30 protein-coding genes are annotated in these 25,435 nt (G+C 57.4%); 16 read left to right on the forward strand and 14 right to left on the reverse strand.

The features are described from left to right. Window positions 1-31 precede the first annotated feature (31 nt). Complete coding sequence (locus tag NLK58_RS18890) at window positions 32-556, forward strand: copper chaperone PCu(A)C (RefSeq protein ID WP_099619232.1); 525 nt, start codon at window positions 32-34, stop codon at window positions 554-556. Window positions 557-564: 8 nt separating this feature from the next. On the opposite strand, the gene NLK58_RS18895 is transcribed toward NLK58_RS18890, so the two are convergent. Together NLK58_RS18895 and NLK58_RS18900 are read right to left on the reverse strand one after the other, a co-directional pair. Next, window positions 565-2,589, reverse strand: a complete 2,025-nt coding sequence (locus tag NLK58_RS18895) for an oleate hydratase (protein ID WP_341581465.1) — start codon at window positions 2,587-2,589, stop codon at window positions 565-567. A 126-nt stretch (window positions 2,590-2,715) separates the two neighbouring features. Next, window positions 2,716-2,892 (reverse strand): DUF2897 family protein, encoded by a 177-nt coding sequence (locus NLK58_RS18900; protein ID WP_117619853.1) that lies wholly within the window; start codon window positions 2,890-2,892, stop codon window positions 2,716-2,718. Window positions 2,893-2,977: 85 nt separating this feature from the next. On the opposite strand from NLK58_RS18900, the gene NLK58_RS18905 reads away from it, so the two are divergent. Further along, window positions 2,978-3,646 carry a DNA-3-methyladenine glycosylase I gene (locus NLK58_RS18905; RefSeq protein WP_117619854.1) on the forward strand — a complete coding sequence of 223 codons (669 nt, stop codon included), beginning with the start codon at window positions 2,978-2,980 and terminating at the stop codon, window positions 3,644-3,646. Between the two features lie 18 nt (window positions 3,647-3,664). On the opposite strand, the gene NLK58_RS18910 is transcribed toward NLK58_RS18905, so the two are convergent. Next, a complete protein-coding gene (locus NLK58_RS18910; protein WP_341581466.1) occupies window positions 3,665-4,504 on the reverse strand; it encodes a M90 family metallopeptidase in 840 nt (279 codons plus the stop codon). A gap of 200 nt (window positions 4,505-4,704) precedes the next feature. Here NLK58_RS18910 and NLK58_RS18915 point away from each other — a divergent pair, with 200 nt between their 5' ends. Further along, complete coding sequence (locus NLK58_RS18915; RefSeq protein ID WP_341581467.1) at window positions 4,705-5,766, forward strand: GGDEF domain-containing protein; 1,062 nt, start codon at window positions 4,705-4,707, stop codon at window positions 5,764-5,766. Window positions 5,767-5,858: 92 nt separating this feature from the next. Beyond that, window positions 5,859-6,269: a MaoC family dehydratase gene (locus NLK58_RS18920; RefSeq protein WP_319922340.1), complete on the forward strand. Its 411-nt coding sequence runs from the start codon at window positions 5,859-5,861 to the stop codon at window positions 6,267-6,269. Between the two features lie 13 nt (window positions 6,270-6,282). Here NLK58_RS18920 and NLK58_RS18925 read toward each other — a convergent pair whose 3' ends face one another. Continuing rightward, entirely contained in the window at window positions 6,283-7,137 is an 855-nt protein-coding gene (locus tag NLK58_RS18925) for a PA4780 family RIO1-like protein kinase (protein WP_341581468.1), read from the reverse strand. Between the two features lie 106 nt (window positions 7,138-7,243). Here NLK58_RS18925 and NLK58_RS18930 point away from each other — a divergent pair, with 106 nt between their 5' ends. Next, complete coding sequence (locus tag NLK58_RS18930; protein ID WP_341581469.1) at window positions 7,244-7,450, forward strand: hypothetical protein; 207 nt, start codon at window positions 7,244-7,246, stop codon at window positions 7,448-7,450. 110 nt (window positions 7,451-7,560) lie between these two features. Here the strand turns inward: NLK58_RS18930 and NLK58_RS18935 are convergent, their stop codons facing one another. The 4 genes from NLK58_RS18935 to NLK58_RS18950 all read right to left on the reverse strand — a co-directional run bounded on the left by NLK58_RS18935 (window position 7,561) and on the right by NLK58_RS18950 (window position 11,576). Then, window positions 7,561-7,980: a universal stress protein gene (locus NLK58_RS18935; protein ID WP_117619860.1), complete on the reverse strand. Its 420-nt coding sequence runs from the start codon at window positions 7,978-7,980 to the stop codon at window positions 7,561-7,563. Between the two features lie 186 nt (window positions 7,981-8,166). Further along, the gene (locus NLK58_RS18940; protein WP_008176018.1) at window positions 8,167-8,373 is read right to left on the reverse strand and encodes a cold-shock protein; all 207 of its coding nucleotides are present in this window, start codon (window positions 8,371-8,373) and stop codon (window positions 8,167-8,169) included. A 205-nt stretch (window positions 8,374-8,578) separates the two neighbouring features. Further along, window positions 8,579-11,008, reverse strand: coding sequence for a DUF1631 family protein (locus NLK58_RS18945; RefSeq protein ID WP_341581470.1), 2,430 nt, complete (start codon window positions 11,006-11,008; stop codon window positions 8,579-8,581). Continuing rightward, window positions 10,899-11,576 (reverse strand): DUF1631 family protein, encoded by a 678-nt coding sequence (locus tag NLK58_RS18950; RefSeq protein WP_341581471.1) that lies wholly within the window; start codon window positions 11,574-11,576, stop codon window positions 10,899-10,901. Before NLK58_RS18950 ends, NLK58_RS18945 begins: the two co-directional genes overlap by 110 nt. A gap of 368 nt (window positions 11,577-11,944) precedes the next feature. Between NLK58_RS18950 and NLK58_RS18955 the strand changes: the two genes are divergently transcribed. Beyond that, on the forward strand, window positions 11,945-12,799 hold the full coding sequence (locus NLK58_RS18955; RefSeq protein ID WP_341581472.1) for a crotonase/enoyl-CoA hydratase family protein: 855 nt from the start codon (window positions 11,945-11,947) through the stop codon (window positions 12,797-12,799). After that, entirely contained in the window at window positions 12,800-13,420 is a 621-nt protein-coding gene (locus NLK58_RS18960) for a CPBP family intramembrane glutamic endopeptidase (RefSeq protein WP_341581473.1), read from the forward strand. Between the two features lie 136 nt (window positions 13,421-13,556). Here the strand turns inward: NLK58_RS18960 and NLK58_RS18965 are convergent, their stop codons facing one another. Further along, window positions 13,557-14,435, reverse strand: a complete 879-nt coding sequence (locus NLK58_RS18965) for a LysR family transcriptional regulator ArgP (RefSeq protein WP_117619862.1) — start codon at window positions 14,433-14,435, stop codon at window positions 13,557-13,559. A gap of 88 nt (window positions 14,436-14,523) precedes the next feature. Here NLK58_RS18965 and NLK58_RS18970 point away from each other — a divergent pair, with 88 nt between their 5' ends. Beyond that, entirely contained in the window at window positions 14,524-15,132 is a 609-nt protein-coding gene (locus NLK58_RS18970; RefSeq protein WP_341581474.1) for a LysE/ArgO family amino acid transporter, read from the forward strand. A gap of 43 nt (window positions 15,133-15,175) precedes the next feature. Here the strand turns inward: NLK58_RS18970 and NLK58_RS18975 are convergent, their stop codons facing one another. Beyond that, on the reverse strand, window positions 15,176-15,496 hold the full coding sequence (locus tag NLK58_RS18975) for an NlpC/P60 family protein (protein ID WP_341581475.1): 321 nt from the start codon (window positions 15,494-15,496) through the stop codon (window positions 15,176-15,178). Between the two features lie 153 nt (window positions 15,497-15,649). Between NLK58_RS18975 and NLK58_RS18980 the strand changes: the two genes are divergently transcribed. After that, window positions 15,650-16,678, forward strand: coding sequence for an Acg family FMN-binding oxidoreductase (locus tag NLK58_RS18980; protein ID WP_117619864.1), 1,029 nt, complete (start codon window positions 15,650-15,652; stop codon window positions 16,676-16,678). A gap of 25 nt (window positions 16,679-16,703) precedes the next feature. Here the strand turns inward: NLK58_RS18980 and NLK58_RS18985 are convergent, their stop codons facing one another. The 3 genes from NLK58_RS18985 to NLK58_RS18995 form a co-directional block, all read right to left on the reverse strand. After that, the gene (locus NLK58_RS18985; RefSeq protein ID WP_341581476.1) at window positions 16,704-17,084 is read right to left on the reverse strand and encodes a ribbon-helix-helix domain-containing protein; all 381 of its coding nucleotides are present in this window, start codon (window positions 17,082-17,084) and stop codon (window positions 16,704-16,706) included. Window positions 17,085-17,134: 50 nt separating this feature from the next. After that, on the reverse strand, window positions 17,135-17,704 hold the full coding sequence (locus NLK58_RS18990) for a DJ-1/PfpI family protein (protein WP_117619866.1): 570 nt from the start codon (window positions 17,702-17,704) through the stop codon (window positions 17,135-17,137). Between the two features lie 77 nt (window positions 17,705-17,781). After that, window positions 17,782-18,459: an SOS response-associated peptidase gene (locus tag NLK58_RS18995; RefSeq protein WP_341581477.1), complete on the reverse strand. Its 678-nt coding sequence runs from the start codon at window positions 18,457-18,459 to the stop codon at window positions 17,782-17,784. A 58-nt stretch (window positions 18,460-18,517) separates the two neighbouring features. On the opposite strand from NLK58_RS18995, the gene arfB reads away from it, so the two are divergent. Further along, window positions 18,518-18,931, forward strand: a complete 414-nt coding sequence (gene arfB / locus NLK58_RS19000; RefSeq protein WP_117619868.1) for an alternative ribosome rescue aminoacyl-tRNA hydrolase ArfB — start codon at window positions 18,518-18,520, stop codon at window positions 18,929-18,931. On the opposite strand, the gene NLK58_RS19005 is transcribed toward arfB, so the two are convergent. Further along, window positions 18,922-19,998, reverse strand: a complete 1,077-nt coding sequence (locus NLK58_RS19005) for an alpha/beta hydrolase (RefSeq protein ID WP_117619869.1) — start codon at window positions 19,996-19,998, stop codon at window positions 18,922-18,924. The two genes, arfB and NLK58_RS19005, sit on opposite strands and share 10 nt — an antisense overlap. Before the next feature lie 269 nt (window positions 19,999-20,267). Here NLK58_RS19005 and NLK58_RS19010 point away from each other — a divergent pair, with 269 nt between their 5' ends. The 6 genes from NLK58_RS19010 to NLK58_RS19035 all read left to right on the forward strand — a co-directional run bounded on the left by NLK58_RS19010 (window position 20,268) and on the right by NLK58_RS19035 (window position 25,414). Next, complete coding sequence (locus NLK58_RS19010) at window positions 20,268-20,594, forward strand: DUF2007 domain-containing protein (protein ID WP_264756453.1); 327 nt, start codon at window positions 20,268-20,270, stop codon at window positions 20,592-20,594. 66 nt (window positions 20,595-20,660) lie between these two features. After that, complete coding sequence (locus NLK58_RS19015) at window positions 20,661-21,353, forward strand: SDR family oxidoreductase (RefSeq protein WP_341581478.1); 693 nt, start codon at window positions 20,661-20,663, stop codon at window positions 21,351-21,353. 124 nt (window positions 21,354-21,477) lie between these two features. Then, window positions 21,478-22,020 carry an RNA 2',3'-cyclic phosphodiesterase gene (gene thpR / locus NLK58_RS19020; RefSeq protein WP_117619872.1) on the forward strand — a complete coding sequence of 181 codons (543 nt, stop codon included), beginning with the start codon at window positions 21,478-21,480 and terminating at the stop codon, window positions 22,018-22,020. 72 nt (window positions 22,021-22,092) lie between these two features. Beyond that, on the forward strand, window positions 22,093-23,661 hold the full coding sequence (locus NLK58_RS19025; protein ID WP_117619873.1) for a bifunctional GNAT family N-acetyltransferase/carbon-nitrogen hydrolase family protein: 1,569 nt from the start codon (window positions 22,093-22,095) through the stop codon (window positions 23,659-23,661). 23 nt (window positions 23,662-23,684) lie between these two features. Next, window positions 23,685-25,202 (forward strand): YdbH domain-containing protein, encoded by a 1,518-nt coding sequence (locus tag NLK58_RS19030; RefSeq protein ID WP_227539348.1) that lies wholly within the window; start codon window positions 23,685-23,687, stop codon window positions 25,200-25,202. Continuing rightward, window positions 25,199-25,414, forward strand: a complete 216-nt coding sequence (locus tag NLK58_RS19035; RefSeq protein ID WP_264756454.1) for a YnbE family lipoprotein — start codon at window positions 25,199-25,201, stop codon at window positions 25,412-25,414. Before NLK58_RS19030 ends, NLK58_RS19035 begins: the two co-directional genes overlap by 4 nt. The last annotated feature ends 21 nt before the right edge of the window (window positions 25,415-25,435 follow it).

Genomic DNA, 25,435 nt, shown 5'->3' on the forward strand with positions numbered 1-25,435 from the left:
GTTTCCAAAAAACGGATCGACGCGAGACACCATGAACAGACTCACCGCATTGACCACCGGCCTGCTGATTGCCTGCAGTGCACTGATCACCACACCTGTCCTGGCCCAGGATTACAGTCAGGGCGATGTAAAAATCGATCACCCGTGGAGTCGCCCCACACCACCGGGTACGCCCATGGGTGTGGGCTATATGAGCATTTCAAACACTGGCGGCAGCGAGATCGTTCTTACCGGTGCCCGAACCCCCCGGGCAGAAAGGGTCTCCATCCACAGGAGCAGCATGCAGGATGGCGTTATGCGCATGGCGCCAGTGAAAGGCGGGTTGGCCATTCCAGCCGGCGCAACCGTGGAGCTGAAACCCCACAGTTACCATCTGATGCTGGAAAACCTGAACAGCCCGCTTCGGGAGGATGAAACCATTCCGCTAACCCTCAGTTTTGAGGGCGCGGCGGATATGGAAGTTGAGCTGAACGTTGCGCCGCTGGATGGGCAAACCATGATGAACAACCAGAAGATGGATCATTCCGGTCAGGGTATGGACCACAGCGGCGACTGAAAGCTGAATCAGCCTCGCCCGCGAAGCCTGTCCAGGATGCCCTGAACCCACCCTTTAGCCTCGTCGAGGGTGTGGTTTTCTTCCACCAGTCGGCGGATAACCTGTAACTGGTTGTCGAACAGCCCGGATTTGTGCAGATCCGCCGGGTCTTCGTCCGGACCAAGTGGCAGAATATTTTCAAAGTAAGTGCCGCCCAGGAGGCGGCGCAAAATGCCCTCGCCCAGAAACGCTTCGTTGTTGTTAAGGGTGCGGGTTGCCCTCAGCAAACGCCGTATATCGTATTGCCCCGGATAAATATCGGGCACCTGTTTGTCGATGCCAAGAAGGCTGTAAACCCCGATGCGGGCAGTGCGAACCGAGCTTTCCAGTGTGAACACAACGTCGTTATGGGTTTCAACGAACTGCCCCATGCAGGCGAGGTTGGTGCAGCCCTCGGGGACCACCTGAGGGCGGTCGCCCCTGGCCCTCGGCATGAATTGGGCTGTGATGTAGGGCATCAGGGCGATCCGCGTTTTTGTGGCAGCCAGTACTTCATCGAGTTGATCGGTCAACCCGAGGTGGTAGCACATCTCGATCAACACTTCCTTGCCGGTGCACTCAGGCATCGGCTTCTTGACGTAATCGCCGGGCTTATCCATCAGCAAAGCGTAGGTCCACAGCACAATCACATCGTCGGGCTGGTCGGGGAAGTGTGGCTGGCGATTGCAGGTGAAGCTCATCAGCCAGGAGGAATCCGTAAAGGTGACAATACCGCCAGTGGCCGTGAAGCCCGAATACGGGTCGTTCACAGACAGGTCCTTCAGCTTGTCCATCAATGGTGAGGGCTTGCAGGTAAGAGTCACTGATTCCCAGGTTGAGCCGGGTATGTCTCCGCAGAATTTGTCCGGGCGCCCGAAGACTTCGGATTTCCCGGCCAGATTCCTCCAGAGTTGCCAGCCGGATCCCCGGCCTGCCTTATCACTGTCCTTCAACCGCGGGGCGGTATCGTCATCGCCGTAGGCCGTATCTTCGGTCATTGAGCCAGTGGTGACGAACACCAGATCACGAGCGCCGACATTGAAGGTTTTATCGCCATCTCCGCCATGGCACTGGATGGTTTTGACAGTTCTGGTGCCATCCCCGGTATCCAGATCCAGGTCCAGATCCGTAACGATCACGTCGTACTGGATATTCACGCCCTGATCTTTTAGCCAGGTCATCAGAGGCCGGACAAAACTGTCATACTGGTTATATTTCGGGAAAACCAGGGACGTCATGTCGTTCAGTCCGTCCATAAGGTGCAGGAAACGATGCATGTAGAGCTTCATTTCGAGCACGGAGTGCCAGTTCTGAAAGGCAAACATGGTGCGCCAGAACGTGTAGAAACTGGTGCTCAGGAACCCTCCACTGAACCATTGCTCGACAGTGATGTCGTCCAGATCCTCTTTCCGTGCCAGTAGCAGTCTGATGACTTCCAGCTGCTGGCGCCGGGTGAGATCCATGGTGGAAAAGTCCTTGATCTGGCCCTGGTTTTCCAGAAGGCGAGCTTTCGACCAGTTCTTGTCGGCATCGTTCACGATGCGGTATTCATCCAGCACGGTGAATGGCGCCGGTAACTCGAGCGCAGGTATTTCCGAGAAAACATCCCAGAAGTTCTGGTAGGTCATTTCCATTTCACGACCTCCGCGAACGATATACCCGTCTTCGGCATTACCGGCGCCATCGAGCGACCCACCTTCTATCTCCTGCTCCTCAAGAAAGGTGATGTTGCCAGCGGGCATGTGGCCGTCGCGAATGAGAAAAAAGGCAGCAGACAGGCCGGCTATTCCGCTACCGATGATCCACGCCCGACGCTCCGTAATGCCCTCTGTCGGAAGTGGCCGGTTGTTGGTGTAGCTTCCGTGCAGGTCAGCCGGCGGAAGGGGCGTGTCGATCCCGTTGTGCAGGTGTCTTGATGAGGCGTCCGGGGTGACCTCGACCCCCTGCTTTTTGAGCGCTTCAACATGAGGGGCGAGTTTTGAGCCGAGATTTCCGGTGCTGTTGGATGTGGTCATTCAGGGATCTCCTTTCCTGATGGGCTATTCTTGCAGTGTGTCTAGAAGGGCAGTCATTCCGGGTGACACATGTCAACCCGGCTTGAATCTTCATGAAGAATTCATCGGCGAGGCTTGAGACGGTGGTCACGATTCCCTGTCTTCTGCGCTTTCCTCAGCCTCGATTTCCGCCTTGCGAGCCTGGATTTTCTTCATTTTCTCGTCGGAGATTTTCATGCTGTGGGCGCTGTTACGCAGTATCATCATGCTGCCCACTATCAGCGCCAGTGCGAGAAACAGAATGACCCATCCTATCATCGGCATGTGCGTGGCTCCCTGATTGATCCGGTTTCCTTTATAGTGAACCACGCGATGGCATGCCGACAACCAGATATCCGGAGACCACCAGATGTCTTTCTCCCGAATCCACGACCAGGCGATCACCCACAAGGGCGGAGCAGATGCGTTACGCGCCCTGCTGCCTCCTGTCGCCGGGCGCGACGAACTGGAGGCCAGAGGCGATGACCGCTATCTGTCCGAGCTGACCCGCTGTATCTTCAAGGCCGGATTCGTCTGGCGAGTGATCGAGAACAAGTGGCCGGATTTCGAGGTGGCGTTTGAGGGGTTTGTGCCGCTGTACTGGCAGCAGGTGCCGCCGGACGTATTGGAAGCTCTTGCCCGGGATGAGCGAGTTGTCCGGAACATGCAGAAGATCCGTACGGTGCCGGAGAACGCCCGGATGATCGTGGATGCGGCCCGGGACTACGGCAGTTTCGGACGATTTCTGGCACAGTGGCCATCGGAAGATCAGGTGGGGCTGTTGCTCTGGCTGAAGCGCAATGGGGCTCGCCTTGGCGGAAATACCGCCCAGTATTTTCTTCGCCGTGTCGGCTGGGACGGCTTTATTCTCTCCTCGGACGTGATCGCGGGCTTACGCAGGGAAGCGCTGCTGGATGCGAGTCCGGGCAGCAAAAAAGCGCTTGTTCAGGCCCAGCAGGCTTTCAACACCTGGCATCGTGAAACCGGGCTGCCCTACAGCCATTTATCCCGGATTCTGGCGTGTTCTGTTGGTGAATAACGCTGACGGCTGGCGGGCTCAAGGCTCGACAGATGCCTCAGGCAGGTTCATCGGATCCAGCCGGTAATACCCCAGCAGGGCCTTGTACACTTCCGGTTGCTCTTTCTTCAGGTGGTCCGGCTGCTGGAAAAAAGCTTCGGTCAGCACCGCGAAGAACTCGGCCGGTTCGGTTGCGCCGTAAGGATCGAGCCAGGGCTTGTGATGATGGCCCAGAGAATGCCTGAGGTCCTGGTAGGCTTCGGTCATTGTATGCTGCCAGTGCCTGGCTTGCTCGCCGCTCAGGGGTGGTGCGCCATCGGCGGTGCCGTCCAGATAATCCAGCTGGTGGGCGAATTCGTGGAGGATGACGTTGTGGCTGCTGTGCAGGTTGCCGGCAGCTTGTTCGCATTCCTTCCAGGCCAGCACGACCTGGCCCCGGCTCGACGCTTCGCCCGCCCGGATTTCGTTGCTTTCGCTGACCACCATGCCATCGCTTTCGATATTTCGCACATGGTAGGCGTCCGGGTAAACCAGAATGCTGCGGACCTCATCGAAATCCGAGTAGGAGCGGGCAAGTATCAGCAGGCAGGCGTGGCCGGCGATGGTCAGTTTCACCGTGTCATCCACTTCGAAACCATCGCAGCCATAGAATTCCTTCTCGGCAAGAAAGAGCTGTACCCGCTGTTCCAGCGCTTGCTTTAGGTGCCCGGGAAGTTTTCGGTAGAGCGGCACCTGGGATTTCAGATGCCGGCGCCAGATTTTCGGAAACGGTTCCTTAAGCTCCCACTCTCTTCGCCATGTTCGGTAAAAGAACAGGAAGAAAACCGCGGCCGCTATCAGGGCTACTGCGAAGATTGCGAATATGAGTGCTGCTGACATGCTGCTTCCAGCGACCGTTTGAATGAGCGAGCTGGTATCTTACCGAAAAATTGCAACTGCCAGCAGGTCCGCTCCGTGCTTCATGGTGTTTTTTCAGCCTGGCAATACGACGAAATAATTTTCCGTTGTTTACATTTCCATTACGCAAGGCTTCGGGTTTCAGGGTAATCTTGTGTCACATCCAAGGAATTCTGCAGTTTATGGAAAGCTTCAATACCACAGCGACCTATGAGCCGGCACGAGAGCGCCGGCCGCAGTTCTGGCGCCTGGCCATGCGATGTGCCCAGATTGCAGGTACGGTCGATGTTATCTTTTTCTTTCTTTTCCATGCCCTGGGGTCACCGATTCTTGCGTGGGTGAATGTGGTCAGCGTGGCCATGTATGCGGGCGCCTATTACGCGCTCAAATACCACAGGAATAAAATCGCAGTGGTATTGATCTGGGCGGAAGTGCTGATACATGCGGCGCTCGGCATCATCCTGATCGGTTGGGAGAGCGGTTTTCATTATTACCTGCTGATGTTCATACCGGCGATCTGCGTTTCAGCATCACGAAGGTGGGCCGTTTATGCATTGCTGGGGCTCTGGGGTTACTACATCGCGCTGGATGTATTGATGTGGTTTATCGAACCGTTACAGCCTATCAACCAGACTGCCTTGCATATCGTCCATCTGTTCAATCTGAGTGTGGTCTTTGCCATGTTCAGCTATCTTTCCTCCTATTATCTGAGGATGGTGGTGTCTGCCCAGCGCAAACTCCGGGAGATGGCAACGACGGATTCACTGACCGGGCTCTCCAACCGCCGCCACATGACTTACCTGGCTGAAAAAGCGCTGGCCCGGTTCCAGCGCAGTGGCCATCCGGTGGGTTTCCTTTTGTTGGATGTGGATCACTTCAAGTCCATCAATGATGCCTACGGCCATGAAGCCGGTGACAGGGTGCTGGTCTGCGTTGCCGATGTCATCCGAAAGGAGTTGCGGGCACAGGATCTGATCGGGCGATGGGGCGGTGAGGAGTTCCTTGCCATTCTTCCGGATACCGATACCGCAAAGGCCCAGGCGAGCGCGGAACGGGTGCGCAACGCCTTCCTGGCCAGGGATTGGCGGGCGATCACCGGAGGGGATCTGGAGGTTACGATCAGCATCGGGGTGAGCGAGCTTCGGGCCGGTGACGACCTCAGTAGCGCTGTCAGCCGGGCCGATATGGCACTTTACCGGAGCAAGGCCAGCGGCCGGAACCGGGTTGAGCTTGAGGCCGTTTGAATGACCGCCAGGGGTGAAAGCGAGGATTTGAAGGCATGTCGCACATCCGGAAAAAATCGATCAGTGGCCTGATATCAGGTGACACTTTCACTGTGACACGCACCTTTACCGAGGAAGACACCCGGGTTTTTGGTGACATCAGCCGCGACCACAATCCGGTTCATTACGATGACCGTTTTGCGGAATCGAAGAATCTCAAGGCTAAAATCTGCCACGGCCTGCTTGTCGGCGGCATGATCACAGAAGTGGGTGGGCAAATCGGGTGGTTGGCGTCCGGGATGAATTTCCGTTTCCGGAGGCCCGTCTATTTTGGTGACACCATCACCTGCGTATTCACCCTTACTGAAGTGGATGAACGGAACCGTGCCCGGGCCGAGGCGGTGCTGTCTAACCAGTATGGCGAAACGGTGATCGAAGCCTGGTTGACGGGCGTGTTGCCCGGGCCTGGGGAGCAGGCGGTTATGTCAGCGATGATTCGCGAGCAGGAATCGGTATCCCGCTAATAACCAGTTGCTCTCAGTCTTCCTCGGCATCCTTCATACGTTCCTGTCGCTCCCATTCCTCTTCCTTGGCGGCGTCGATAATCTCCATCAGTTCATCGACATCGGCAGCTGTGTCATCATGCTGGAAGCAGCCGGTGAGCTTACTGTCCGGGTGAAGGTCCCCGCATTCATAGAGCGCCCAGATCTCCTTGCCATAATCGGTGGTCAGCAGTTCCGGTGCGAAGCGGCCGAAATACCGGCGCATATTGTCGACGTCGCGCTCAAGCATCCGTTCAGCATTGTTGTTGCCAGAGGCATTTACTGCCTGGGGCAGATCAATGATGACCGGTCCGTCGGGATCGACCAGAACGTTGAACTCAGACAGATCACCATGAACAAGCCCGGCGCTCAGCATTCGGACCACCTCCCGGATAACCTGGCCGTGAAAGTCCCGGGCCTGCTCGGGAGAAAGGGTAACGTCGCCCAGCCGTGGTGCGGCCTTGCCATCTTTGTCGGCTACCAGCTCCATCAGCAGCACCCCGTCTACAAAGCCCAGTGGCTCCGGAACCCGGACGCCGGCGGCAGCCAGGCGGTAAAGGGCATCGACCTCGGCATTGAGCCAGGCATCTTCCTGCTCTTTCTGACCATATTTCGTCTTTTTGCTCATGGCCCGGGCCCGCCGGCTGTTCCGAACCTTTCGGCCTTCCTGGTATTCCACTGCCTGCTTGAAGCTTCGCTTTGAGGCTTCCTTGAATACCTTGGCGCAGCGTATCTGGTCGCCGCAACGCACTACATACACCTGAGCTTCCTTGCCGCTCATGAGCTGGTAAAGGACTTCGTCCACCATGCCATCATCAACAAGGGGTTGTAATCTTTTCGGTACTTTCATAAAACCTTTCAGACTGACAGTGAGCGTGCCGACCGTGTTCGTTGATCTGGGGCAAGGCCGGGTATGAGCAGGGCAGGGAAAATGGCCGCTACGGAGCATAGCTTACATGAAAATCTTTCTGTTAATCCTGTTGATTTTGGTTGTTGCCGTTGTGGCGGTGTTGTGGCTCTGGCGCCAGGCTGACCACAACGCTGATCGTTCTGCCATGGCGCGGTTGGCGGCGTTTCAGGCCGCCAACGCGCGTGGAAGCGGGAAATTTCTTTGGCACGGAGGCGTATTTTCCGTTTTTTGTTGCCAGGGTCAGCAGCGTTGAATTTCTTCGCGATCATGGCTCACCTGAGACAGGGCAGCATCCCGGTAAAAATGGGTGAGAAGATTGAAGCCGGTGACCCTCTGGGCGAGATGGGCAACTCCGGGAACAGCTCAGCGCACCACGAAAACCGAAATGTCACTGTGCCTGACGATGTTGGCACCATTGGAATGGAGAACGTGAAGCCTGTCTCCAATGCCAGGTGCATGTGAGGCCATTACGACCAGGTCGGCACCGGTTTCTTGAATGGCTTCGAGCAGCTTGTCATCCAGCTCAATAGCCGTATCGGCGGACTCCATGACGATGCTGTCGGTATTAATGCCGTGCAATCTTCCCTGTTCCTCAGCGAAGACGCTGAGTTTCTCCGCCAGTTCCTTCGGGTTATGGGCTGCAGCCGAGGGCGTGCTGTTGGTCACCGTCACGTAGCAGAGGGTTGCCTTGTAGTGTTTGGCGATATCGATGGAGGTGTTGAGTGCCTTTACCATTTTATCGGTATGGGCGAGGTCGACCGGAACGAGGATTTTACTGTACATGAGAGTTTTCCTTTTCCGTTTGAGGTTTCAAAGCCACTGATCCTTCACTTTAGACTGGCACCAGACACAGGTGAATGTCAAAAACCCGCAACTAAAGGCCGGGCAAACGAAAAAAGGCAGCCGGAGCTGCCTTTTTCATTACGTGTCGTCTGTTATTCACAGATCAACTCTTTATAGAGCGACTCTTTACAGAGCGACTACGTTTTCCGCCTGGGGACCTTTCTGGCCCTGGGTAACGGTGAACTCGACCTGCTGGCCTTCAGCCAGAGTCTTGAAACCGCCGCCCTGAATAGCGCTGTAGTGAACAAAAACGTCCGGGCCGCTTTCGCGAGTGATAAAGCCAAAACCTTTTGCTTCGTTGAAAAACTTAACGTTACCGGTAACTGTAGACATAATATACTTTCCTGAATTCAATCTTTTAATGTGCCGTCAGAACATCTTTGTGATGCCTGATCAGCGGTATGCGGAAACAAAAAACTGGCGTGATCAAAAACAGGACGTGCTACTTGTTACAACTCAGAGCGGTCTTATTGATGAAATGCTTTGCTAAATCTTTCCAACGAGGCCCACTGTACTCTTACTGCCGGGAAATGCAAAGCTATTTCTTGTAGGCATAAACCGGGGTGTCGGATTTTCCGGTACCGAGGCTATCCAGCCTGCGCGGCTTGGCAATGGCGAAGCCCTGAGCATAGTCCACCTGAATTTCTTTCAGGGTGTCCATGATTTCCATATCCTCGACGTATTCGGCAATCGTCTGCAGGTCCAGGAAATGACACAGTTCATTGATCGAGCGCACCATGGCGTAGTTTGTCAGGTTTGTAGCCATGTCCCGGACGAAAATGCCATCGATCTTCACGAAATCCACAGGAAGCTTCTGAAGGTAAGCATAAGAGGACAATCCGGTACCGAAGTCATCCAGGGCAAACCGGCAACTGAGGCGCTTCATCTCCCGCATGAAGTCGGAGGCAAAGTGCAGGTTGGCAACGGCTGAGGTTTCGGTCACCTCGAAGCAGAGTTTGTGGGCAAGCTCAGGGTTTGCCCTGAGGTTTGACTCGAGGCCGAGCATGAAGCTGTCATCACTCAACGACGAGCCTGACAGGTTTACGTTCAGGGTAGCGATATCGTCCAGGGTCTCCGGATTGCTGCGCATCCAGGCCATAACCTCTGAAACGACCCACAAGTCGACCCGTGTACTGCGGTGGAACTGTTCCGCTGCCTCGATGTACCCCTGAGGTGAAATCTCCTTGCCGGAGCTGTCCCGGAGCCCCAGCAAGAGCTCGTACATTTTTCCTTCGCCGGTTTCCGGGCCCAGCGGAACAATGGGCTGGGCACGAAGATAAAGACTGCCATCACGGATAGTCCGGTCAATTTCAGTCACCCATTGCGGAGTGCCAATCTGTGATGGGTCACGGGTTTCTCTGGCCAGTTCGATCCGGTTACCGCCCTGCTTCTTGGCAGCCTTGAGAGAGAGGCTCGCCTGGTTGAGGAGATCCCCGGGCGAATTTGCAGCGCCTGTTACTGGCCGGATACTGATGCTCACCGTCGCCTGATATTCCTCCGGACCATGCTGGAAAACCTGCTGCTCGAAGTTTCGCCGGATGGGTTCTGCGAAGTCCAGACAGTCTTCTGTACTGATGTCATTGATCAGCACGGCGAACTCATTGCCACTTATCCGGCCAACATGTGACTCAGGGAATCGGGACTGGCACTCATCCCGAAGTTTGCCGGCGACGTGTCGCAACAGGGTATCGCCGGCCTCTGAGCCATAGGAGGCGTTGATGACACTGAACTCGTCAATATCCAGAACGATCAGGGCCCCACTACCGTCCTTGGTAAAGGATGGAGGCGTGTTGATCAGCCGCGATACCTGTTTCTCAAAATCATGACGATGCATGCAGCCGGTCAGTGCATCATGGGTGGCCTGAAAATTCAGCTTCCGATAGACGTCTTCAACAATGCTGAAAAGGCTTTGATCAAGGAACGGGATGTCGCCGCCCTCAACCAGCCAGGCTTCCCCCCCGGCAAGTTTCTGAACAAACTCCGGGAACCCGTAACTGACTTCAGTCATGCCTTTGGGCGAGAGGAAGACAAATCTGAGTGAGTCCTCTCCTCCCCACACGAGGCGCATTCGGCGTGTCTCGCCGCTGTCGAGCCAGATTTCGACCCAGTCGCCAACCGAAATACCCTTCGCCCTTGAGACCCATCGACTGTCTTCGAGCTCCGGGGGTATGGTCACGGGCGCCTCATCCGCCTCGCCGTATTCCTCCACCCAGAGGGTATCTGCCTCCACCTGGCCCTGAAGAGTTCCGGATAACTCGTCTATGACCGGGCGGATTCGGGAGACGTCACCGGCCATTTTAAGCTCGCGTTCAATGAACTGCAGCATGACGCTGCTCTCAAGCTCTCTCTCAAACGCCAGCTCACCGGAAGTGCCGGCAGGAGACAGCCACGCGTGCAGTTGTGCCACCACGTCAAACAGTTCTTCGCAGTGGCGGCTTTCCGGCCCTTCCCGAAGAATTGTGAGAACAATCAGCTGTTCCCAGCCGGCCTGAAGAAGACGGATCAGAATCTTCGGAACCTGTTTCCCGCCCAGGAGCGCGTTCAGTCGTTGCCGGGCATCCTTACGTGTCCTGCGCAGGTGCTCCTTCCCCTCCAGGGTTTTGGCCAGTCGTTCCGAGTTCCGGATAAATGACTGATCCTGGCGCTCTACAAGTCGCCTGAGTCGCTGGCCAAGACTTTCCAGCAGGTCGGGATTCGATGACTCGATCTGTGTGAGTTCTTTGACGATATCGGCAACCGTCGCTTCAAGTTTCTTGCTTGACGCCCTTTCGGCAAGACAGATATGCATCAGGTTGTTGATGATGTCCCGGGCCGGATGGTCGTCTGCATTCAGGAAATCCGGTGTTTCTATGAGTGTTTCAAACACCGGTAACCGCAGTTGTTGCAGTTGATGGCGAAGCGAACCCGAAAGCTCTTCGTGAGTCTTCAGCGGTGCAAACAAACGGTCGACCAGATTGGCCTTCTCCACGGCCGTGCGATCCAGCGAGCTCGGATGTCGGGTTGTCCTCCAGCGCCATCAACTGGAACAGGGAGCGTCCGGCTGATGGCGTCTCCGTTGCTGTTCGCTCAGGTATGTCGGTTTCCGGATGATGGCCGGGTGTGTCCTCGTTGTTTTCCGCCGTCAAACCTGTGTCATTTGAAGCGTATTCCCTCAGCGACCAGTTTGCCGGCAATTCGGTGAGGTCGAGAGCTTCCAGCCCCGCCCGCCGGAAGTCATTGATCATGGACCGGACTGCGGCGGGCCAGACCCTGGCGAGTGCGCTCTCCCAGGCCCGGTAAATGGTGACGCGGTGCTCCCGCGCGATGCCCAGATGATCGACCATATATTGCAGGCAGGCGCACAGCGCCCTGGGCGTCAACGGGTTATTGTCATCGTTGACGTCCTGCCGGAAGATCTGGTTCAGAAACTGGTTAAGCAGGAAGGTCGCGCCGGTGTTTGCCTTGCTGACACCGGTAGCAACAGCCTGCAAATCGAGCCAGTCTTCGAATTCATGCTGTTGCAGCAGATGAAGCTCTTTTGTGTTGGCCCGGGTCATTGACCGCCTTCCTGAGCAGTGAAAGTTGAATCGGTTTTCAGTCTAGCCCTTGGGGCAGTGTAATTTGATCTTCACCAAACGCAAAGTGAATCCACAAAAGCGACACACCTAAAGCCGGAAAGCGCCCTGAATCCACGACCGCATTATAGACTCTTTCTGACTCTCAGCATCAGATCCTTGCCGAGGGTATAGCTTGCAAAGTCCCTGGCGAGATACAGGTTTCCCTGGTAGAGGCCGGTCACATTGCGTGATCTGGTGGGTGTTCCGGCGGAGGTTCCGGGGAAGGAGAATTCCATACCAGGCCTTTTCGGGTTAACTTGTGGTTTTTATGCTCGCCATAATACGAAATTTACATAAGGAGTGCTGTCTTGTCTGAGTTGTCCAGTTACGAGAGTTTTTCGATCGAGGTTAAAGGCTTCATTGGCCATGTCCAGTTCAGCCGCCCCGAGGCCCTGAACACCATGAACAAGGCGTTCTGGCTTGAGTTACCCCGCTGCATGCAGGAGATCGAAGCCAACACAGACGCCCGTGTGATCGTCATCTCCTCCACCGGCAAGCACTTCTCCGCCGGCATGGATCTGGGTGTGTTCAGCGACCCCAAAGCCGTACCCATGAATGGCGACCCCGGCCGGATGGCGGAAAACCTGCGCAGGGTGGTGCTGCAGCTGCAGGACACCCTGACTTCCCTGGAGAAAATACGTCTTCCCGTGCTGGCGGCCATCCACGGTGGCTGTATTGGCGGTGCCCTTGATCTGGTTTGTGCCGCTGACAGCCGGTACTGCACGGAAGATGCCTACTTCACCATCAAGGAAACCGGGCTGGGCATGACAGCCGATGTCGGCACTCTCCAGCGCCTGCCAAAACTGATGCCGGAAGGCGTGGTTCGCGAACTGGCCTACACCGGGCGCAGGTTTTCCGCCAGTGAGGCGCGGAATCTGGGCTTCGTGAATTCCGTCTACGCCGACCAGGAAACCATGCTCACGGCAGTTTTGGATATTGCCGGGCAGATCGCCGCCAATTCACCCCTGGCTGTCACCGGCTGCAAGGAAATGCTCAACTACAGCCGCGACCACAGCGTGGAAGACAGCCTGAAGTACATGGCCACCTGGCAGGCGGGCATGTTCCGGCCGACGGATATGAAGAAATCCTTCCAGGCCAAGGTCCAGAAGCAGGCGCCGCAGTACGACGCCCTGTTTCCGGTGAAGCCATTGTTCGAGCAGTAAATGGCACTGGGAAAACGGCGCAAATCCAGTATTTCCTCCAATGCCGCCCTGTTATTCCAGGGTGGTATCGGTGTGCTGGGGTTGATTGCCATTCTGGTTTTCGGGATTCCGGTGCTGCTCCTTGGTCCGGGCCTGTGGCCGAGCATTTTCTACGGGGCTTTCGGCGCGGCCGGTACCTATGCCGTGTTGCTACTGCTTACGCGGGTGCCAGGGCTGTTTCCGGAGAACCTCGAACGCCAGATGCAGGGGTTGTATGAGTTTGCATCCCGCTATTCCCCGGCTGTGCTGATTCTGCTGTCCCTGCTGGCCGGTATTGGCGAGGAGCTGCTGTTCCGGGGCGCAATCCAGGGCTGGCTGATGGCGCACACCGGTGCAGTGACCTCGGTTCTGGCGGCATCGGTGTTATTCGGGCTGGCGCACTATATATCGTTCACCTATTTTCTGGTTGCAACCGGCCTGGGGCTGATACTGGGTGCGGCCTATGTGTTTTCCGAGAGCCTGGCACTGGTGATGATCTGGCACGCCGTCTACGACATGATTGCCCTGTTTTGCCTGCTCCGGTTTCCGCGCTGGTTTGGCGTTACCATCGTGGACCCCGGCCGGAACTGCCATCACGAGTGATCGACATCCTCCCCACCAGCACTTTCAAAGCTGGCCCGCATCCGTTTGGTCAGCACAATCCGTTTTCGCAGCATGCCGATCTGTCGGGCGATTAATCCGTGGTCTTCTTCGGTGTCCATTTGCCTGAGTTGGCGGATCAGCGCGAGTCGAAAGTTCCAGCCGTTTGCAGGGCCTTTGTCAGGCGGTCTATTACGCCGCCGCCGTGGCGCCAGAAGTGCCAGTATAGCTGCACTTCCAGGGTTTGTTCCGGGGCGATGCTCACCAGTCGCCCCGCATCAATTTCCGGGCGCGCCTGCATCTCCGGAATCATCCCGTAGCCCGTGCCGGCCAGTGCCAGTTTTACAAAACCTTCCGAGGAAGGGCAAAGGTGATGGGGAAAGGTACCGTGATACCCGCACTGGGCCAGGAACCTGTGTTGCAGTTGGTCGTTAGGTCCGAAGACGATTGCCGGGGCATTCTTCAGGCTGGTTTCGGTCAGGCCTTTCCCAAAATACCGCTGAACATAGTCCGGGGTTGCCAGTGGCATGTAAGTCATGGTGCCGATCGGTACACAGCGGGCGCCGGCAACCGGTTGAGGGCTACTACAGACGCAGGCAGCCACATCACCTTCGCGCATCCGGCGCAGGCCAATGTCCTGGTCCTCGACCACCAGATCCAGCAGCAGGGCTTCATCGGCGCAGAAATTGCCCACGGCAGCTGCCCACCAGGTTGCCAGGCTGTCTGCATTCAGTGCAATGCGCAGCCGCGCAGCGGGTTCGGAGAGTGCCGGGATGGATTTTGTGAGGTCTCTTTCCAGGAGCTGCACCTGCTGAACATGGTTAAGCAGGCGTTGTCCGGCCGGGGTGGCCTTGAGCACCGGGCTGCGCACCAAGACCGGTTGCCCGAGCCGGATCTCCAGGGTGCGGATCCGTTGGGAGATAGCGGACTGGCTCAGCCCGAGAGCCAGGCCGGCTCGCTCGAATCCTCCACATTCAATAACCGTCGCCAGCGCTTCCAAAAGCTTGTAATCAATCATAAGTAAAACTGATGCAGTATTATGAATATGAATTTCCAGTATAGAGGTAAACCGGTAACCTTGCGCTATCGATAGGGGAGAAACCAACGTGTTCGAGAGTTACCTGACTGGATTGATTGTCTGCGGCGGCATTATCGTTGCCATCGGAGCGCAGAACGCCTATCTGCTGAGCCAGGCAATCCGCAGGGAGCACCATTGGTGGTCGGCGGGGCTGTGCATGGTGGCCGATGTCACCCTGTTTACCCTGGGTATGTTCGGCATCAGTGCGGCGTTGATGGCAATGCCAGAGGCGTTGGAAATCCTGCGCTGGCTGGGGGTGGCGTTCCTTGGCTGGCTGGCCATCCAGGCATTTGCCCGTGCCGGCCGGGGCAGGGTAGCCCTTGAGGCCGGGGAGGTAACAAAGCGCAGTCTGAAAGCCGTAGTGTTTACCACGCTGGCAGTCACCCTACTGAATCCCCAGGTGTATCTCGACACCTTGCTGCTAATCCCGGCAGTGGGTGCCCAGCAGGAGGATGCCACCACCTTTGTGGCCGGCGCCAGCAGTGCCTCCATCCTCTGGTTCGGTCTGCTGGCCTGGAGCGGGTCGGCGCTGGCGCCAGTGCTTTCACGTCCCGTAGCCTGGCGGATTATCGATGGCGTTATTGGCTTGATGATGGCCAGTATCGCGCTGCATCTTGCAGTTGGTGGTGCGCTGTAGGATTGGAATTTTCCGAAGCGAATCCCGGAAAGGGCCGTCTGGATTAGTCGAAACGCCGTGCCTGAGTGAGTCGGCCCTTCCAGTAGTAGCCGCTGATCGAGGATTGGGTAACACCGACCGAGGTGGAGGCGTGGATAAATCGGTCCCCACCCATGTAGATGCCGGCGTGCTGTTCCTTGCCGCCGATACGGAAAAACACCACATCACCGGGTTTGATTTCGCCGGGATGAACTACGTCACCGCTGGCCAGCATTTGTGAGGTGGTTCGGGGTAACTGTTTGCCAAGGCCTTCCTGATAAGCGGTGAGAATGAACCCGGAGCAATCGAAGCCGTCGGAAGTGGTACCGCCATACTCATAGGGCACTCCCTTCCCACTGTATTATTCGAACGCGAATATGTCAGGTTACGGTTCGTGTGATTTTGTTGATACGGCGTGTGGAATTCCCCGCCAATCCCTGGCTATCTTTTTCGGGCAGGCCGGAATAGTCTGGGTTCAGACCAACGAGGAGAGTCGCCTATGAGCGAAGGACGCCGCACGGATTCAATATCGCAGGATACCCTTGCAACCATTCTGGAAAGCGCCGTTCTGGCCCCTTCCAGTCACAACACCCAGCCCTGGCGTTTTGAAATCAGCGGGAACGGTGTATCACTGTTCGCGGACCGGCTGCGGGCGTTGCCGGTGAATGATCCGGATGACAGGGAGCTCACCATCAGTTGTGGTTGTGCACTGTTAAATCTCCGGGTTGCCGCTGCTCACGCCGGGTTTACCGCAAATTGCGCACTTCTGCCGGATCCGGAAGATGAGGATCTGCTCGCCACGGTTTCGTTTGAGCCCTTTTCTCAAACAGTTGGTATAGAAGATCGGGAAACTGCGCTGTTCCGGGCGATCACCAGGCGCCGCACCTACCGCAAGCGTTTCGAGCCAAAACAGGTGCCATCCGGTGTGCTGGATACACTGACCGAAGCGGCACAGGCCGAAGGGGCCTGGTTCCAGGTTCTGGAATCTGAGTCGGCCCGCCACCAGGTGGCTGAACTGGTTGCCGAAGGTGATGCTGCCCAGTGGTCCAATCCCAGCTGGCGGCGGGAACTGGCAGCCTGGATGCATCCCCGCCGCAAAGGCGATGGCCTGACAGTACCGGGCATGGTTGCCCCCGTGGCACAGCTGGTCGTGCGCACCTTCGATATGGGTAACGGTGTCGGTGCCAAAGACCGGCAGCTGGCGGATGAATCCCCGGTTATTGCAGCGCTGGGAACTTCTGGAGACGGCGACGAAGACTGGCTGAAAGCGGGGCAGGCACTGGAGCGGGTGCTACTCACCTCCTTAGGCCAGGGGCTGCAGGCCTCCTACCTGAATCAGCCGATTCAGGTGGCGGTACTTCGCCCGAAAATTCAGCATCTTCTGGGCAGCTCAGGATTCCCCCAGATCCTGCTAAGAATTGGTTATCCGGCGACCGATCTGCCAGCTGCTCCGAGACGCAATCTGCAGGAAGTTGTTGAAACCTCGGATTCCCGAGATACCAAAGCAAAACAGTATGGCCAGAGTTAGCGCCCAGGGAACCGGTGGTCGCGGTTCAGTGTGTGGATTTGTTGACCACATCCGGAACAACGGGTTCGTTACGTTTCGCGTTTAGAATGCGGTCTGCATCGAGGGAGGCTATAGGCACCCGGGTATCCCTCGGAACGTCGCCACTTAACTGGAGCTCCAGATACCGAAGGGCGCATACCCGCAGGAACGAAGTGAAGTTGCCGAGGTCGTGGCCCGCATCAATGGACTCGTGGTAAAGGCGCGTGATCATCTGGGGCAGGTTCATGCCGTCCCTTTCGGCCAGCTCTGCCAGTACATGCCAGAAGGCGTTTTCCATGCGCACGCTGGTAACCATGCCGTCGATACGCAGGGAGTGAGTCTTGCTGACCCATTGCTCCGGATCGGCATTGATAAAGAGCTTGCACATGGCGGTCTCCCTGGGGTTAACGAGGGGCTGGCATGCCGGCCCCCGCGTCATTATTTATCCAGCAACTTTAAGAACTGCGCCAGCCAGGCCGGATGGGCGGGCCAGGCAGGTGCTGTTACCAGATTAGCATCGGTTACGGCCTGATCAACCTCGATCCCGGCAAAGCTGCCCCCGGCCAGCTCCACTTCCGGCTGACAGGCCGGATAGGCAGAGCATTTGCGGCCCTCAAGCACTCCCGCTGCCGCAAGCAACTGGGCACCGTGGCAGATTGCCGCCACCGGCTTGTCGGTGTCGAAGAAGTGGCGAACAAGATTCAGCACGTCCCTGTTCAGGCGCAGGTATTCCGGAGCACGGCCACCGGGAATCACCAGGGCATCGTAATCCGCTGGGTCCAGGCCCTCGAAATCCGCATTCAGGGCAAACCGGTGTCCGGGTTTTTCGGTGTAGGTCTGGTCTCCTTCGAAGTCATGGATGGCGGTGGCGACAGTGTCACCCGCTTTTTTGTCCGGGCAGATGGCGTGAACCGTATGGCCAACGGCCTGAAGTGCCTGGAACGGCACCATGGTCTCGTAGTCTTCGGTGAAATCACCGGTGATCATCAGAATCTTCTTCCCGCTCATGGCTGTCTCCTTGTGATTGTCATGCCAGGTCCGAAAACAGTAGCAGTGGTAATGGCGGAGCGGGTATTAACGGACTACTACAGTTTTCGCACCTCGTGAATCAGGTCCGGGGTGTTGTGCTTTGGGTTATTGACTGCGGCAGAGACGGTCACCGCTTTCAATTGGTCGGCTGCCAGGCGATGGGTAACTGTTCGCACCTGCTTCCGGTCCGTGATTTCCGGGTTCAGCCAGTCCCTCAGGCAGGTCGGGTCAAGAACCACCGGCTGGCGGTCATGGATGTGCTTCAGGTGTTCGCTGGCTGGCTCTGTGATAATGGCGCAGGCCGTGGTTTCGTCTCCCTCTCTGGCTGTCCATAGCCCGGCAAAGAAAATCGCGGGGTAACTTTGAGAATCTGCCGGCGTCACGTAGTGAGGCTCTTTGCCGTACTCTGTTTGTGTCCACTCGTACCAGCCATTGGCCGGAATCAGACATCGGTGGTGGGCGAACGCCTCCCGGAAGTATTTTGAGGTGGCCACACTTTCCGCCCTGGCATTAATCGGAGAGGGCGCCTTGTCGCCGGCCCACACCGGGCGGAACCCCCAATGGGAGTGTGCCATGATCAGCGTACCGTTCATGCTCATCCGGATCATGGGAATGCCAATGCCGGGGGTGATGTTGTAGCTGGGGTCAAAATGGCCATTCACCTCCATGCCCTCCGGAAAATACTCGAGGATCAGGGTGTCGGGTGGCGTATAAAAGGTGAATCGTCCGCACATGATGGTTGATTACCGTGTTTTCGAAGCCCGGGTGTCGGGGATTTGTTAACCTTAGCAGATGCTGAAACTATCCAATGCTGTTGAACTTGCTGACTGGGAAATCGAAATAACCCAGATTCGTGCCCAGGGTGCCGGTGGCCAGAACGTGAATAAAGTGGCTTCCGCAGTGCACCTGCGCTTTGATATTCCGCACTCCACCTTGCCGCCTTTTTACAAGGAACGGCTGATGTCGCTTAATGACCAGCGAATCAGCAAGGAAGGTGTACTGATTATCAAGGCGCAATCCTTTCGTACCCTGGAATTAAATAAGGAGGACGCCCTTGAGCGTCTCAAGGAACTGATCCAGCAAGCGGTGAAACCCCAAAAGGCCCGGCGGCCAACCAGACCGACTCGCTCCTCCCAGCGCAAGCGCGTCGACAAGAAAACCAAGAAGGGCAAAACCAAGGCGCTTCGCGGAAAAGTTCAGGTTTGACCTTCCGGGTGCATCCTGCTGCCTGATTCAACCTGCTCCAGAAATGACTTGATGTCCTGAAACGCCTCTTCCGCCTCGGGAAGCAGAGGCACGAAGATCTGCCATACGTGCACCATCCCGGGCCAGGTGTGCAGGGTGACTGGTGAGCCTGCAGCCTGTGCCTTGGAAGCGTAACGTCGGGCGTTATCCAGCAGCATTTCAGTATCACTGGCCTGAATCAGGGTTGGTGGCAGATCTCTCAGGTCGCCCCGCAGTGGTGAGGCCACAGGGCTGGCCGGAGAGACCCGAAACGCGGCCAGGGTGGCCCACCAGATCACCGGCAGGGGGATTTTCGATAATCCGCCAAACGCCGGCCCCAGCAAGGGATCGGTCTCGATGTTGTTGCGATTGCTCGGTGCCGTCAGGGTCAGGTCGGTTGAGGGCGAGAAGGTAATCGCGGCATCCGCCTGCCTTAGCCCGTTATCCCGTATCCAGGCGATCAGCCCCAGGGTGTGGCTGCCGCCGGCGGAGTCCCCGGCCACTACCATGAAACCGGCAGATTCGGGGCTCTCCGGACCATGTTTCAGAAGCCAGGTGTAGGCCTCCCGGCAGTCCCGGACACCATCCATGAAGCGGTTTTCCGGCATCAGCCGGTAGTCCAGGGCAAATACCGCCGCTCGGGTTATCTGTGACAACCGGTCGGTAATCGCCCGGTGGCTTCGGGGACTGCCGGCGGCCCAGGCTCCGCCATGGATGTACAGAATCCGGCGGCGGGTATCGCAGCCTGGGGCAATGACCCACTCACCGCGGGGAGACTCGCAGTGGCGGAATTCGGACGCCAACTCCAGCCCCTGACTGAGTTCGTCCATGTGTTTGCGCAGGGCCATCAGCCGGGCCTTGCCGCGAAGGCCCTTCGATGATTGCCCCAGTTCGCGAATGCGCCCCAGAACCTCCCGGTTTGCATCGCTGGGCTTGCCATCCCGGACCGGGTAGTCGTCCTGGTCCAGGTGAGACAGATCCTCAAGGCGGAACAGCAGCAGTGTTGCGGCAACAATAAACACAATGATGGCAAGAATAATCCAGAGCATGGTCAGTCCCTCGCAGCCTGTCGGACTTAAGGCTGATCTACTGTGCCGGTGGGAAAGTGGCTCAAATTTCCCGGATTTTTCGTTACATAGAACCACTATGCGCCTCAAAATCCAAAAAATTTGCGCTCGCTTTCCCACCTTGCTCGTGACGATCACTTAAGTCCGACAGGCTGCTGGTTATTGGCCCCGCCAGAGGGGGCGAACTATGCTTGAGATAATACTCGCAGATTTGTCCCGGTTCTGCCCGGAACGGTCACAGAAGGAGTCGTGTGTTGCAAATTGCCTATCGGGCGCGAGACATTACCGAAGCCCACATTGTGGCTGGCCTGCTGGAAGCCAACGGCATTGAGGCCTTTGTGGGCGGCCACTATCTCCAGGGTGCCATGGGCGAGATCGGCGCCGCCGGTTTCAGCAACGTTCACGTTGACGACGACGATTTGTACCAGGCACGTCAGTTGGTGGCCGAGTATGAGGCCAGCGCTGGCGGAAGTTCCTGTCAGGTTACTGATGACGATTATGACCGCCCCGATCACTACGCCCGCTGGTTCCTGCTGGCCCTGGCCATTGTCGGCCTGCTGCTGTTTCAAATCTACTGAATGATCGGGCTGGCGCCTGCCGGCGTAGCCCCTCTCAAACTGTTCAAACGACAGGAGAAGAAAGCTATGGCAGATCAACCTGTAATGCTGATTACCGGCGCCTCATCGGGCATTGGTGCAGAAACGGCCCGTGCAGCGGCGAAACAGGGGTATCGCCTGGTATTGGCGGCCCGCTCCGAAGACAAACTGAAAGGTCTGCAGCAGGAGCTTGGTGGCGAAGCACAAGTGCTAACGGTGCAATGCGACGTGCAGAATGGCGACGACCAGAAGAATATGGTCGATCACGCCCTTAAGACTTTCGGCCGCATTGATGCCGTCTTCGCCAACGCCGGCCGTGGCGGCGAACCCGGAGGATTCAGCCGGGCTGATCCGGAGGTGTGGAAGGATATGATCCTGACCAATATCTACGGGGTCGGCCTGACCCTTCAGCACTGCCTGCCGGCGCTGCGGGAAAGCAAGGGGCACCTGCTTCTGACCGGCTCTGCAGCCGGTCGTGTTACGATCCCCGGTTCCATGTACAGTGCCACCAAGTGGGCGGTTTCCGCTATCGGCTACGGCGTTCGTGAAGAGCTTCGTGGCTCTGGCATCCGTGTCACGCTCATTGAGCCTGGCATGGTGGATACGCCATTCTTCGACGAGCCGCCGGCTCACGCCCTGAAGCCGGAGGACATTGCCAACGCAGTGATGTACGCCGTGGCGCAACCGGCCCATGTTGATGTGAACGAGATTCTGGTCAGGCCAACGCCCCTGGGTGAGTAAATTCAGACGCTGGGTAAAACGGAGGTTAATATGAGTCAATCGGGACGGGTTGCCCTGATTACCGGCCAGAACTTTGTGGCAGACGGCGTTGTGGTGCGCAGGCTGATCTATGAGGAGTGAAGCCATGCCCCGGCTTTTCTTCGGGCTGGAGGTCCCCGCTGCCATCAGGCAGCGGTTGCTGGAGGTAAAGGCACCGGTCTCAAATGCCAAATGGCAAAGTTCTGAGCAATTGCACATCACCTTGCTGTTCCTGGGGCGCACGGAAGAGCAAAACGTTGCGGCTGTGCGCGCCGCGGCTCGCGATATTCCGGTGGCAGCTTTTGAGCTGGATGTCGTCGGTCTTGGCTGCTTCGGTCAACCTCGCAGCCCGCGAAACCTCTGGGTGGGGGTGCAGCCCGCGGCCCCCGTCGCCGGGCTGCATGATGCGCTCAAAGGCCGAATGGAGAGCCTTGGATTCACAGCGGAGAGCCGGGCATTTCGTCCCCACATCACGCTGGCTAGGTTTAAACGGCCGCCCGGGTCTGTCGGGAACTTGCTGGCGCAGCATGGTGAATCGGTTTTCGGGCAGTTTCCGGTTAACCAGTTCGCGCTGTTTGAAAGCAAACAGGGCTCGGCCGGTTCCATGTACAGCGTGGTCGAACGCTTTCCCCTTCAGGGCTCCGATTAACCGATTTCCCTTGACGAAATCCCGTTAGGCCACCAAAGATGAGGGCAAATCAACGCCTTTTTCGAGGTGTCTATGTGCCCGCCATTTTCCGACCCGGATCAGCGCCTGTACGTCCGCAATGCCACGCTGGCGGATATTCCGGGCATCATTGAGCTCAGTCACCGTGTCTACGAAGGCACCGGTATGTATGGTTACACCAAGGGGCCGCTGACCGGTCAGATCAACACCTTCCCGGACGGCCAGTTCGTTGCCATGCTGGGTGACACCGTGGTGGGTTACTGCGCCACGTTCCGTATTGCCGAAGAAGTGGCGCTGGCGCCTCATGACTGGACCTCCATAACCGGCAATGGTTACGCCTCACGGCATGATCCCGAGGGTGATTGGCTGTACGGCATGGAGGTGTGTGTTGACCCGGAGTGTCGGGGATATCGCATCGGCGAGCGGCTGTACAACGAGCGCAAGCAACTGTGCCAGGCCTTGAACCTGCAGGGTGTGGTATTTGCCGGGCGCCTGCCAAGCCTGCGCCAGCGCCTGAAAAAGTTCGGCAGTGTTGAGGCCTACGTCGAGGCCATCAAGGGTAAGGAGCAGAAGGACCCGGTGCTGTCCTTTCAGCTCCATCAGGGCTTCGAAGTGCACGACATCATTCCCCATTATCTGGACGCCGATCACGATTCCATGGGCTACGGCATTCATCTGGTCTGGCGCAACCCGAAAGTACCGCGGATCGAAAACAGCGAGCGGCGCAAACGCTATGGCCACCGAATGCGGGATACAGTGCGTATTGGCACGGTTCAGTATCAGCAACGGCCGGTGGGATCATTTGACGAATTCAGCGAGATTGTCCGTTATTTCGTCGATGTTGTATCCACCTACAAGGGCGATTTTGTGGTGTTTCCGGAACTGTTTACTCTCCAGTTGCTATCGATTGAGGCCCGCAAGGGCAGCCCGGCGGAAACCTTCGCGGCGGTCACCCATTACGCAGAGCGCTACCGGGAACTGATGCGGGACCTGGCCCTGCGATACAACATCAACATTGTGGCCGGCTCCACTCCGGTGCGTGAGGAAGACGGCACCATTCGGAACATGGCCCATGTGTTCCTCAGGGATGGCCAGGTTTTTACCCAGCCCAAGATTCACCCGACCCCGAACGAGGCCTTCTGGTGGAACGTGCAGGGTGGCAACCGGGTCAGCGCCATCGAGACCGACTGCGGTACCATCGGAGTTCTGATCTGTTATGACGCGGAGTTTCCGGAACTGACCCGCCATCTGGTGGATCAGGGCGTTCATATCATCTTTGTGCCCTTCTGTACCGACGAACGCCAGAGCTACCTGAGGGTGCGTTACTGCTGTCAGGCCAGGGCGGTGGAAAACCAGGTGTACGTGGTGATGTCCGGTAACGTTGGCAACCTGCCCAAGGTGCCGAATATGGAAATCCAGTATGGCCAGAGCTGTATTCTTACCCCCTGTGATTTTCCGTTTGCCCGGGACGGTATCGCCGCAGACACGGAACCCAATGTTGAAACAGTGGCCTTCGCCGATCTCCGGCCGGAGGTGCTGATCACGGCCCGAAACAGTGGAACCGTGAAAAATCTTCAGGATCGTCGTCACGACCTCTACAGCGTGACCTGGCGTGGTGAGTAGACCGAGTAGACAGGAGTGTCGTTTTGCACGCTGAAGGGTCTGGAAAGCCGAGCCGCAGGATCCGGCGGGTCCGTCTGGTCGGCTGGATCGCGTTGGCCTTGCCAGCCGTTGCCGCGGGCTGGTCGCTGGTGGTCGGGCAGGGAAAGGTCGGCATGGCGTTGCCGGATATCCACCATGGCGGCTGGGAAGTGGCAGGGAGTCAGGCCCATATCATGCCCTCGGTCAACGCCAGTGGTGGGTCGGCGGTTATCCAGTTCACCCCCCCATCCCTGGTTCTTACCGAACGGCTGGCGTACACCGGTTCGGAGCAGCCCCTGCTGCTACAGGATCTCCGAACCGATATCAGCAATGTCACGCTTACGCTCGATTATGGCGCATCGAGTGCCTGGACCGAGCGGATCGCCATCAAAGGCGAGGTGAAGATCGAGGCAACCCGGATTGAACACCCATTCATGGTGCCGCAGGCGTGGAGTTTCCAGGGCAGGGTGCAGGGCCGTCTGGCTGACCTCCGGATTCAGGGCACGCTTTCATCCAGCGCGGGGCTGAAGGCCGACCTCACGATTCAGCTCAATCCGGGTGGCGGGGTCTCGGTTTTGGTCGATTCCGTTATCGAGGGGCAACAGGGGGTTCGCGCCCTGGCCGGAACTTTTGCCGGCTGGCCGGAGCTGCTGGCAGTGGATTCAGGCATTGCCGGGGTGTCGGCACAGGTTCGTCTGAACCCGGATGGTGAACTGGAAGCGAGCGGCAGCTCCAACCTGGAGAATGTCACCGGGGTGTTCAACCGAACCGCTTTCTCCGGGCTGAGCGGACGGGTACTTGCCTCCCTGGAAGATGACCGGTTGACCGCCGGGTTCCGGGATCTCACCGTTGAGCAGGTGAATCCTGGTATCCCGGTAACCTCCATTCGCTTTACCGGTGACTACATTGCGCCAGTTACCAATAGGCTGGAAGGCCAGCTGGAGGTACAGCAGGCGAGGGCCCGGTTCCTCGAGGGGGCACTCAGAATACCTCCGGGCGTCTATGATCTGGAAGACAGCTCTGGCGGGATACCCGTGGAGGTTCAGGATATTTCTCTGGACAGATTGATGAAGGCTTACCCTGCAGAGGGCCTTGAGGGCAGTGGTTTGCTCAGTGGCCGTATTCCCATAGGCTTCAGTAGCGACGGTGTTCAGGTGGCGAAAGGTCGCATTTCAGCGGAGGCGCCGGGCGGTCGGTTGCGGCTGCCCGGCGAGAAACTGCAGGCCATGCTGGGTGGCAACCAGGCCATGGATGTGGTCGTTCAAGCCTTGCAAAACTTTCACTATTCGGTGCTGGACAGCACGATAGACTACGATGAAAGGGGGAAGTTGACGCTGGATCTTCGCCTCGAGGGAAAGAATCCGGAACTCAGGGGTGGGCAGCCGGTTGTACTTAACGTGAACCTTGAGGAAGACATTCCCGCGCTGCTGACCAGCCTGCAGTTGAGTGGCAGGGTAAACGAAGCCGTTACAGAACGGGTCCGGAAGCTGTTGCAAGAGTCCGGCAAGGAGGCAGTGCCATGAAAAAATCGTTGCGGCCAACAGGGTCGGTTTTGGCAAGAGTACTGATGATATTGACGTTGCCGCTGGCAATGATTGCCTGCACGCCAACGGTGCAGATGGCGGCACCCAAAGAACCGATTACGGTGAACCTGAACGTGAAAATCGAGCACGAAATCTATATAAAAGTAGACAAGGAAGTGGATGACCTGTTCAGCGAAAAAGGGTTGTTCTGACCGGATCCGGATAGCTTAAGG

The organism is Marinobacter metalliresistant, assembly GCF_038098645.1.
GTDB classification, from domain to species: domain Bacteria; phylum Pseudomonadota; class Gammaproteobacteria; order Pseudomonadales; family Oleiphilaceae; genus Marinobacter; species Marinobacter metalliresistant.

Coding starts and splice junctions, on each gene's coding strand:
- NLK58_RS18935 (WP_117619860.1), bottom strand. CDS start 7,980: ATGTACAGTAAAATCCTCGTTCCGGTCGACCTCGCCCATACCGATAAA.
- NLK58_RS18930 (WP_341581469.1), top strand. CDS start 7,244: ATGAAAATCTTTCTGTTAATCCTGTTGATTTTGGTTGTTGCCGTTGTG.
- NLK58_RS18990 (WP_117619866.1), bottom strand. CDS start 17,704: ATGAGCGGGAAGAAGATTCTGATGATCACCGGTGATTTCACCGAAGAC.
- NLK58_RS18915 (WP_341581467.1), top strand. CDS start 4,705: ATGGAAAGCTTCAATACCACAGCGACCTATGAGCCGGCACGAGAGCGC.
- NLK58_RS18905 (WP_117619854.1), top strand. CDS start 2,978: ATGTCTTTCTCCCGAATCCACGACCAGGCGATCACCCACAAGGGCGGA.
- NLK58_RS18980 (WP_117619864.1), top strand. CDS start 15,650: ATGAGCGAAGGACGCCGCACGGATTCAATATCGCAGGATACCCTTGCA.
- NLK58_RS18900 (WP_117619853.1), bottom strand. CDS start 2,892: ATGCCGATGATAGGATGGGTCATTCTGTTTCTCGCACTGGCGCTGATA.
- NLK58_RS18910 (WP_341581466.1), bottom strand. CDS start 4,504: ATGTCAGCAGCACTCATATTCGCAATCTTCGCAGTAGCCCTGATAGCG.
- NLK58_RS18985 (WP_341581476.1), bottom strand. CDS start 17,084: ATGTGCAAGCTCTTTATCAATGCCGATCCGGAGCAATGGGTCAGCAAG.
- NLK58_RS18995 (WP_341581477.1), bottom strand. CDS start 18,459: ATGTGCGGACGATTCACCTTTTATACGCCACCCGACACCCTGATCCTC.
- NLK58_RS19015 (WP_341581478.1), top strand. CDS start 20,661: ATGGCAGATCAACCTGTAATGCTGATTACCGGCGCCTCATCGGGCATT.
- NLK58_RS18960 (WP_341581473.1), top strand. CDS start 12,800: ATGGCACTGGGAAAACGGCGCAAATCCAGTATTTCCTCCAATGCCGCC.
- NLK58_RS19035 (WP_264756454.1), top strand. CDS start 25,199: ATGAAAAAATCGTTGCGGCCAACAGGGTCGGTTTTGGCAAGAGTACTG.
- thpR (WP_117619872.1), top strand. CDS start 21,478: ATGCCCCGGCTTTTCTTCGGGCTGGAGGTCCCCGCTGCCATCAGGCAG.
- NLK58_RS18965 (WP_117619862.1), bottom strand. CDS start 14,435: ATGATTGATTACAAGCTTTTGGAAGCGCTGGCGACGGTTATTGAATGT.
- NLK58_RS18940 (WP_008176018.1), bottom strand. CDS start 8,373: ATGTCTACAGTTACCGGTAACGTTAAGTTTTTCAACGAAGCAAAAGGT.
- arfB (WP_117619868.1), top strand. CDS start 18,518: ATGCTGAAACTATCCAATGCTGTTGAACTTGCTGACTGGGAAATCGAA.
- NLK58_RS18950 (WP_341581471.1), bottom strand. CDS start 11,576: ATGACCCGGGCCAACACAAAAGAGCTTCATCTGCTGCAACAGCATGAA.
- NLK58_RS18895 (WP_341581465.1), bottom strand. CDS start 2,589: ATGACCACATCCAACAGCACCGGAAATCTCGGCTCAAAACTCGCCCCT.
- NLK58_RS18925 (WP_341581468.1), bottom strand. CDS start 7,137: ATGAAAGTACCGAAAAGATTACAACCCCTTGTTGATGATGGCATGGTG.
- NLK58_RS19025 (WP_117619873.1), top strand. CDS start 22,093: ATGTGCCCGCCATTTTCCGACCCGGATCAGCGCCTGTACGTCCGCAAT.
- NLK58_RS19005 (WP_117619869.1), bottom strand. CDS start 19,998: ATGCTCTGGATTATTCTTGCCATCATTGTGTTTATTGTTGCCGCAACA.
- NLK58_RS18890 (WP_099619232.1), top strand. CDS start 32: ATGAACAGACTCACCGCATTGACCACCGGCCTGCTGATTGCCTGCAGT.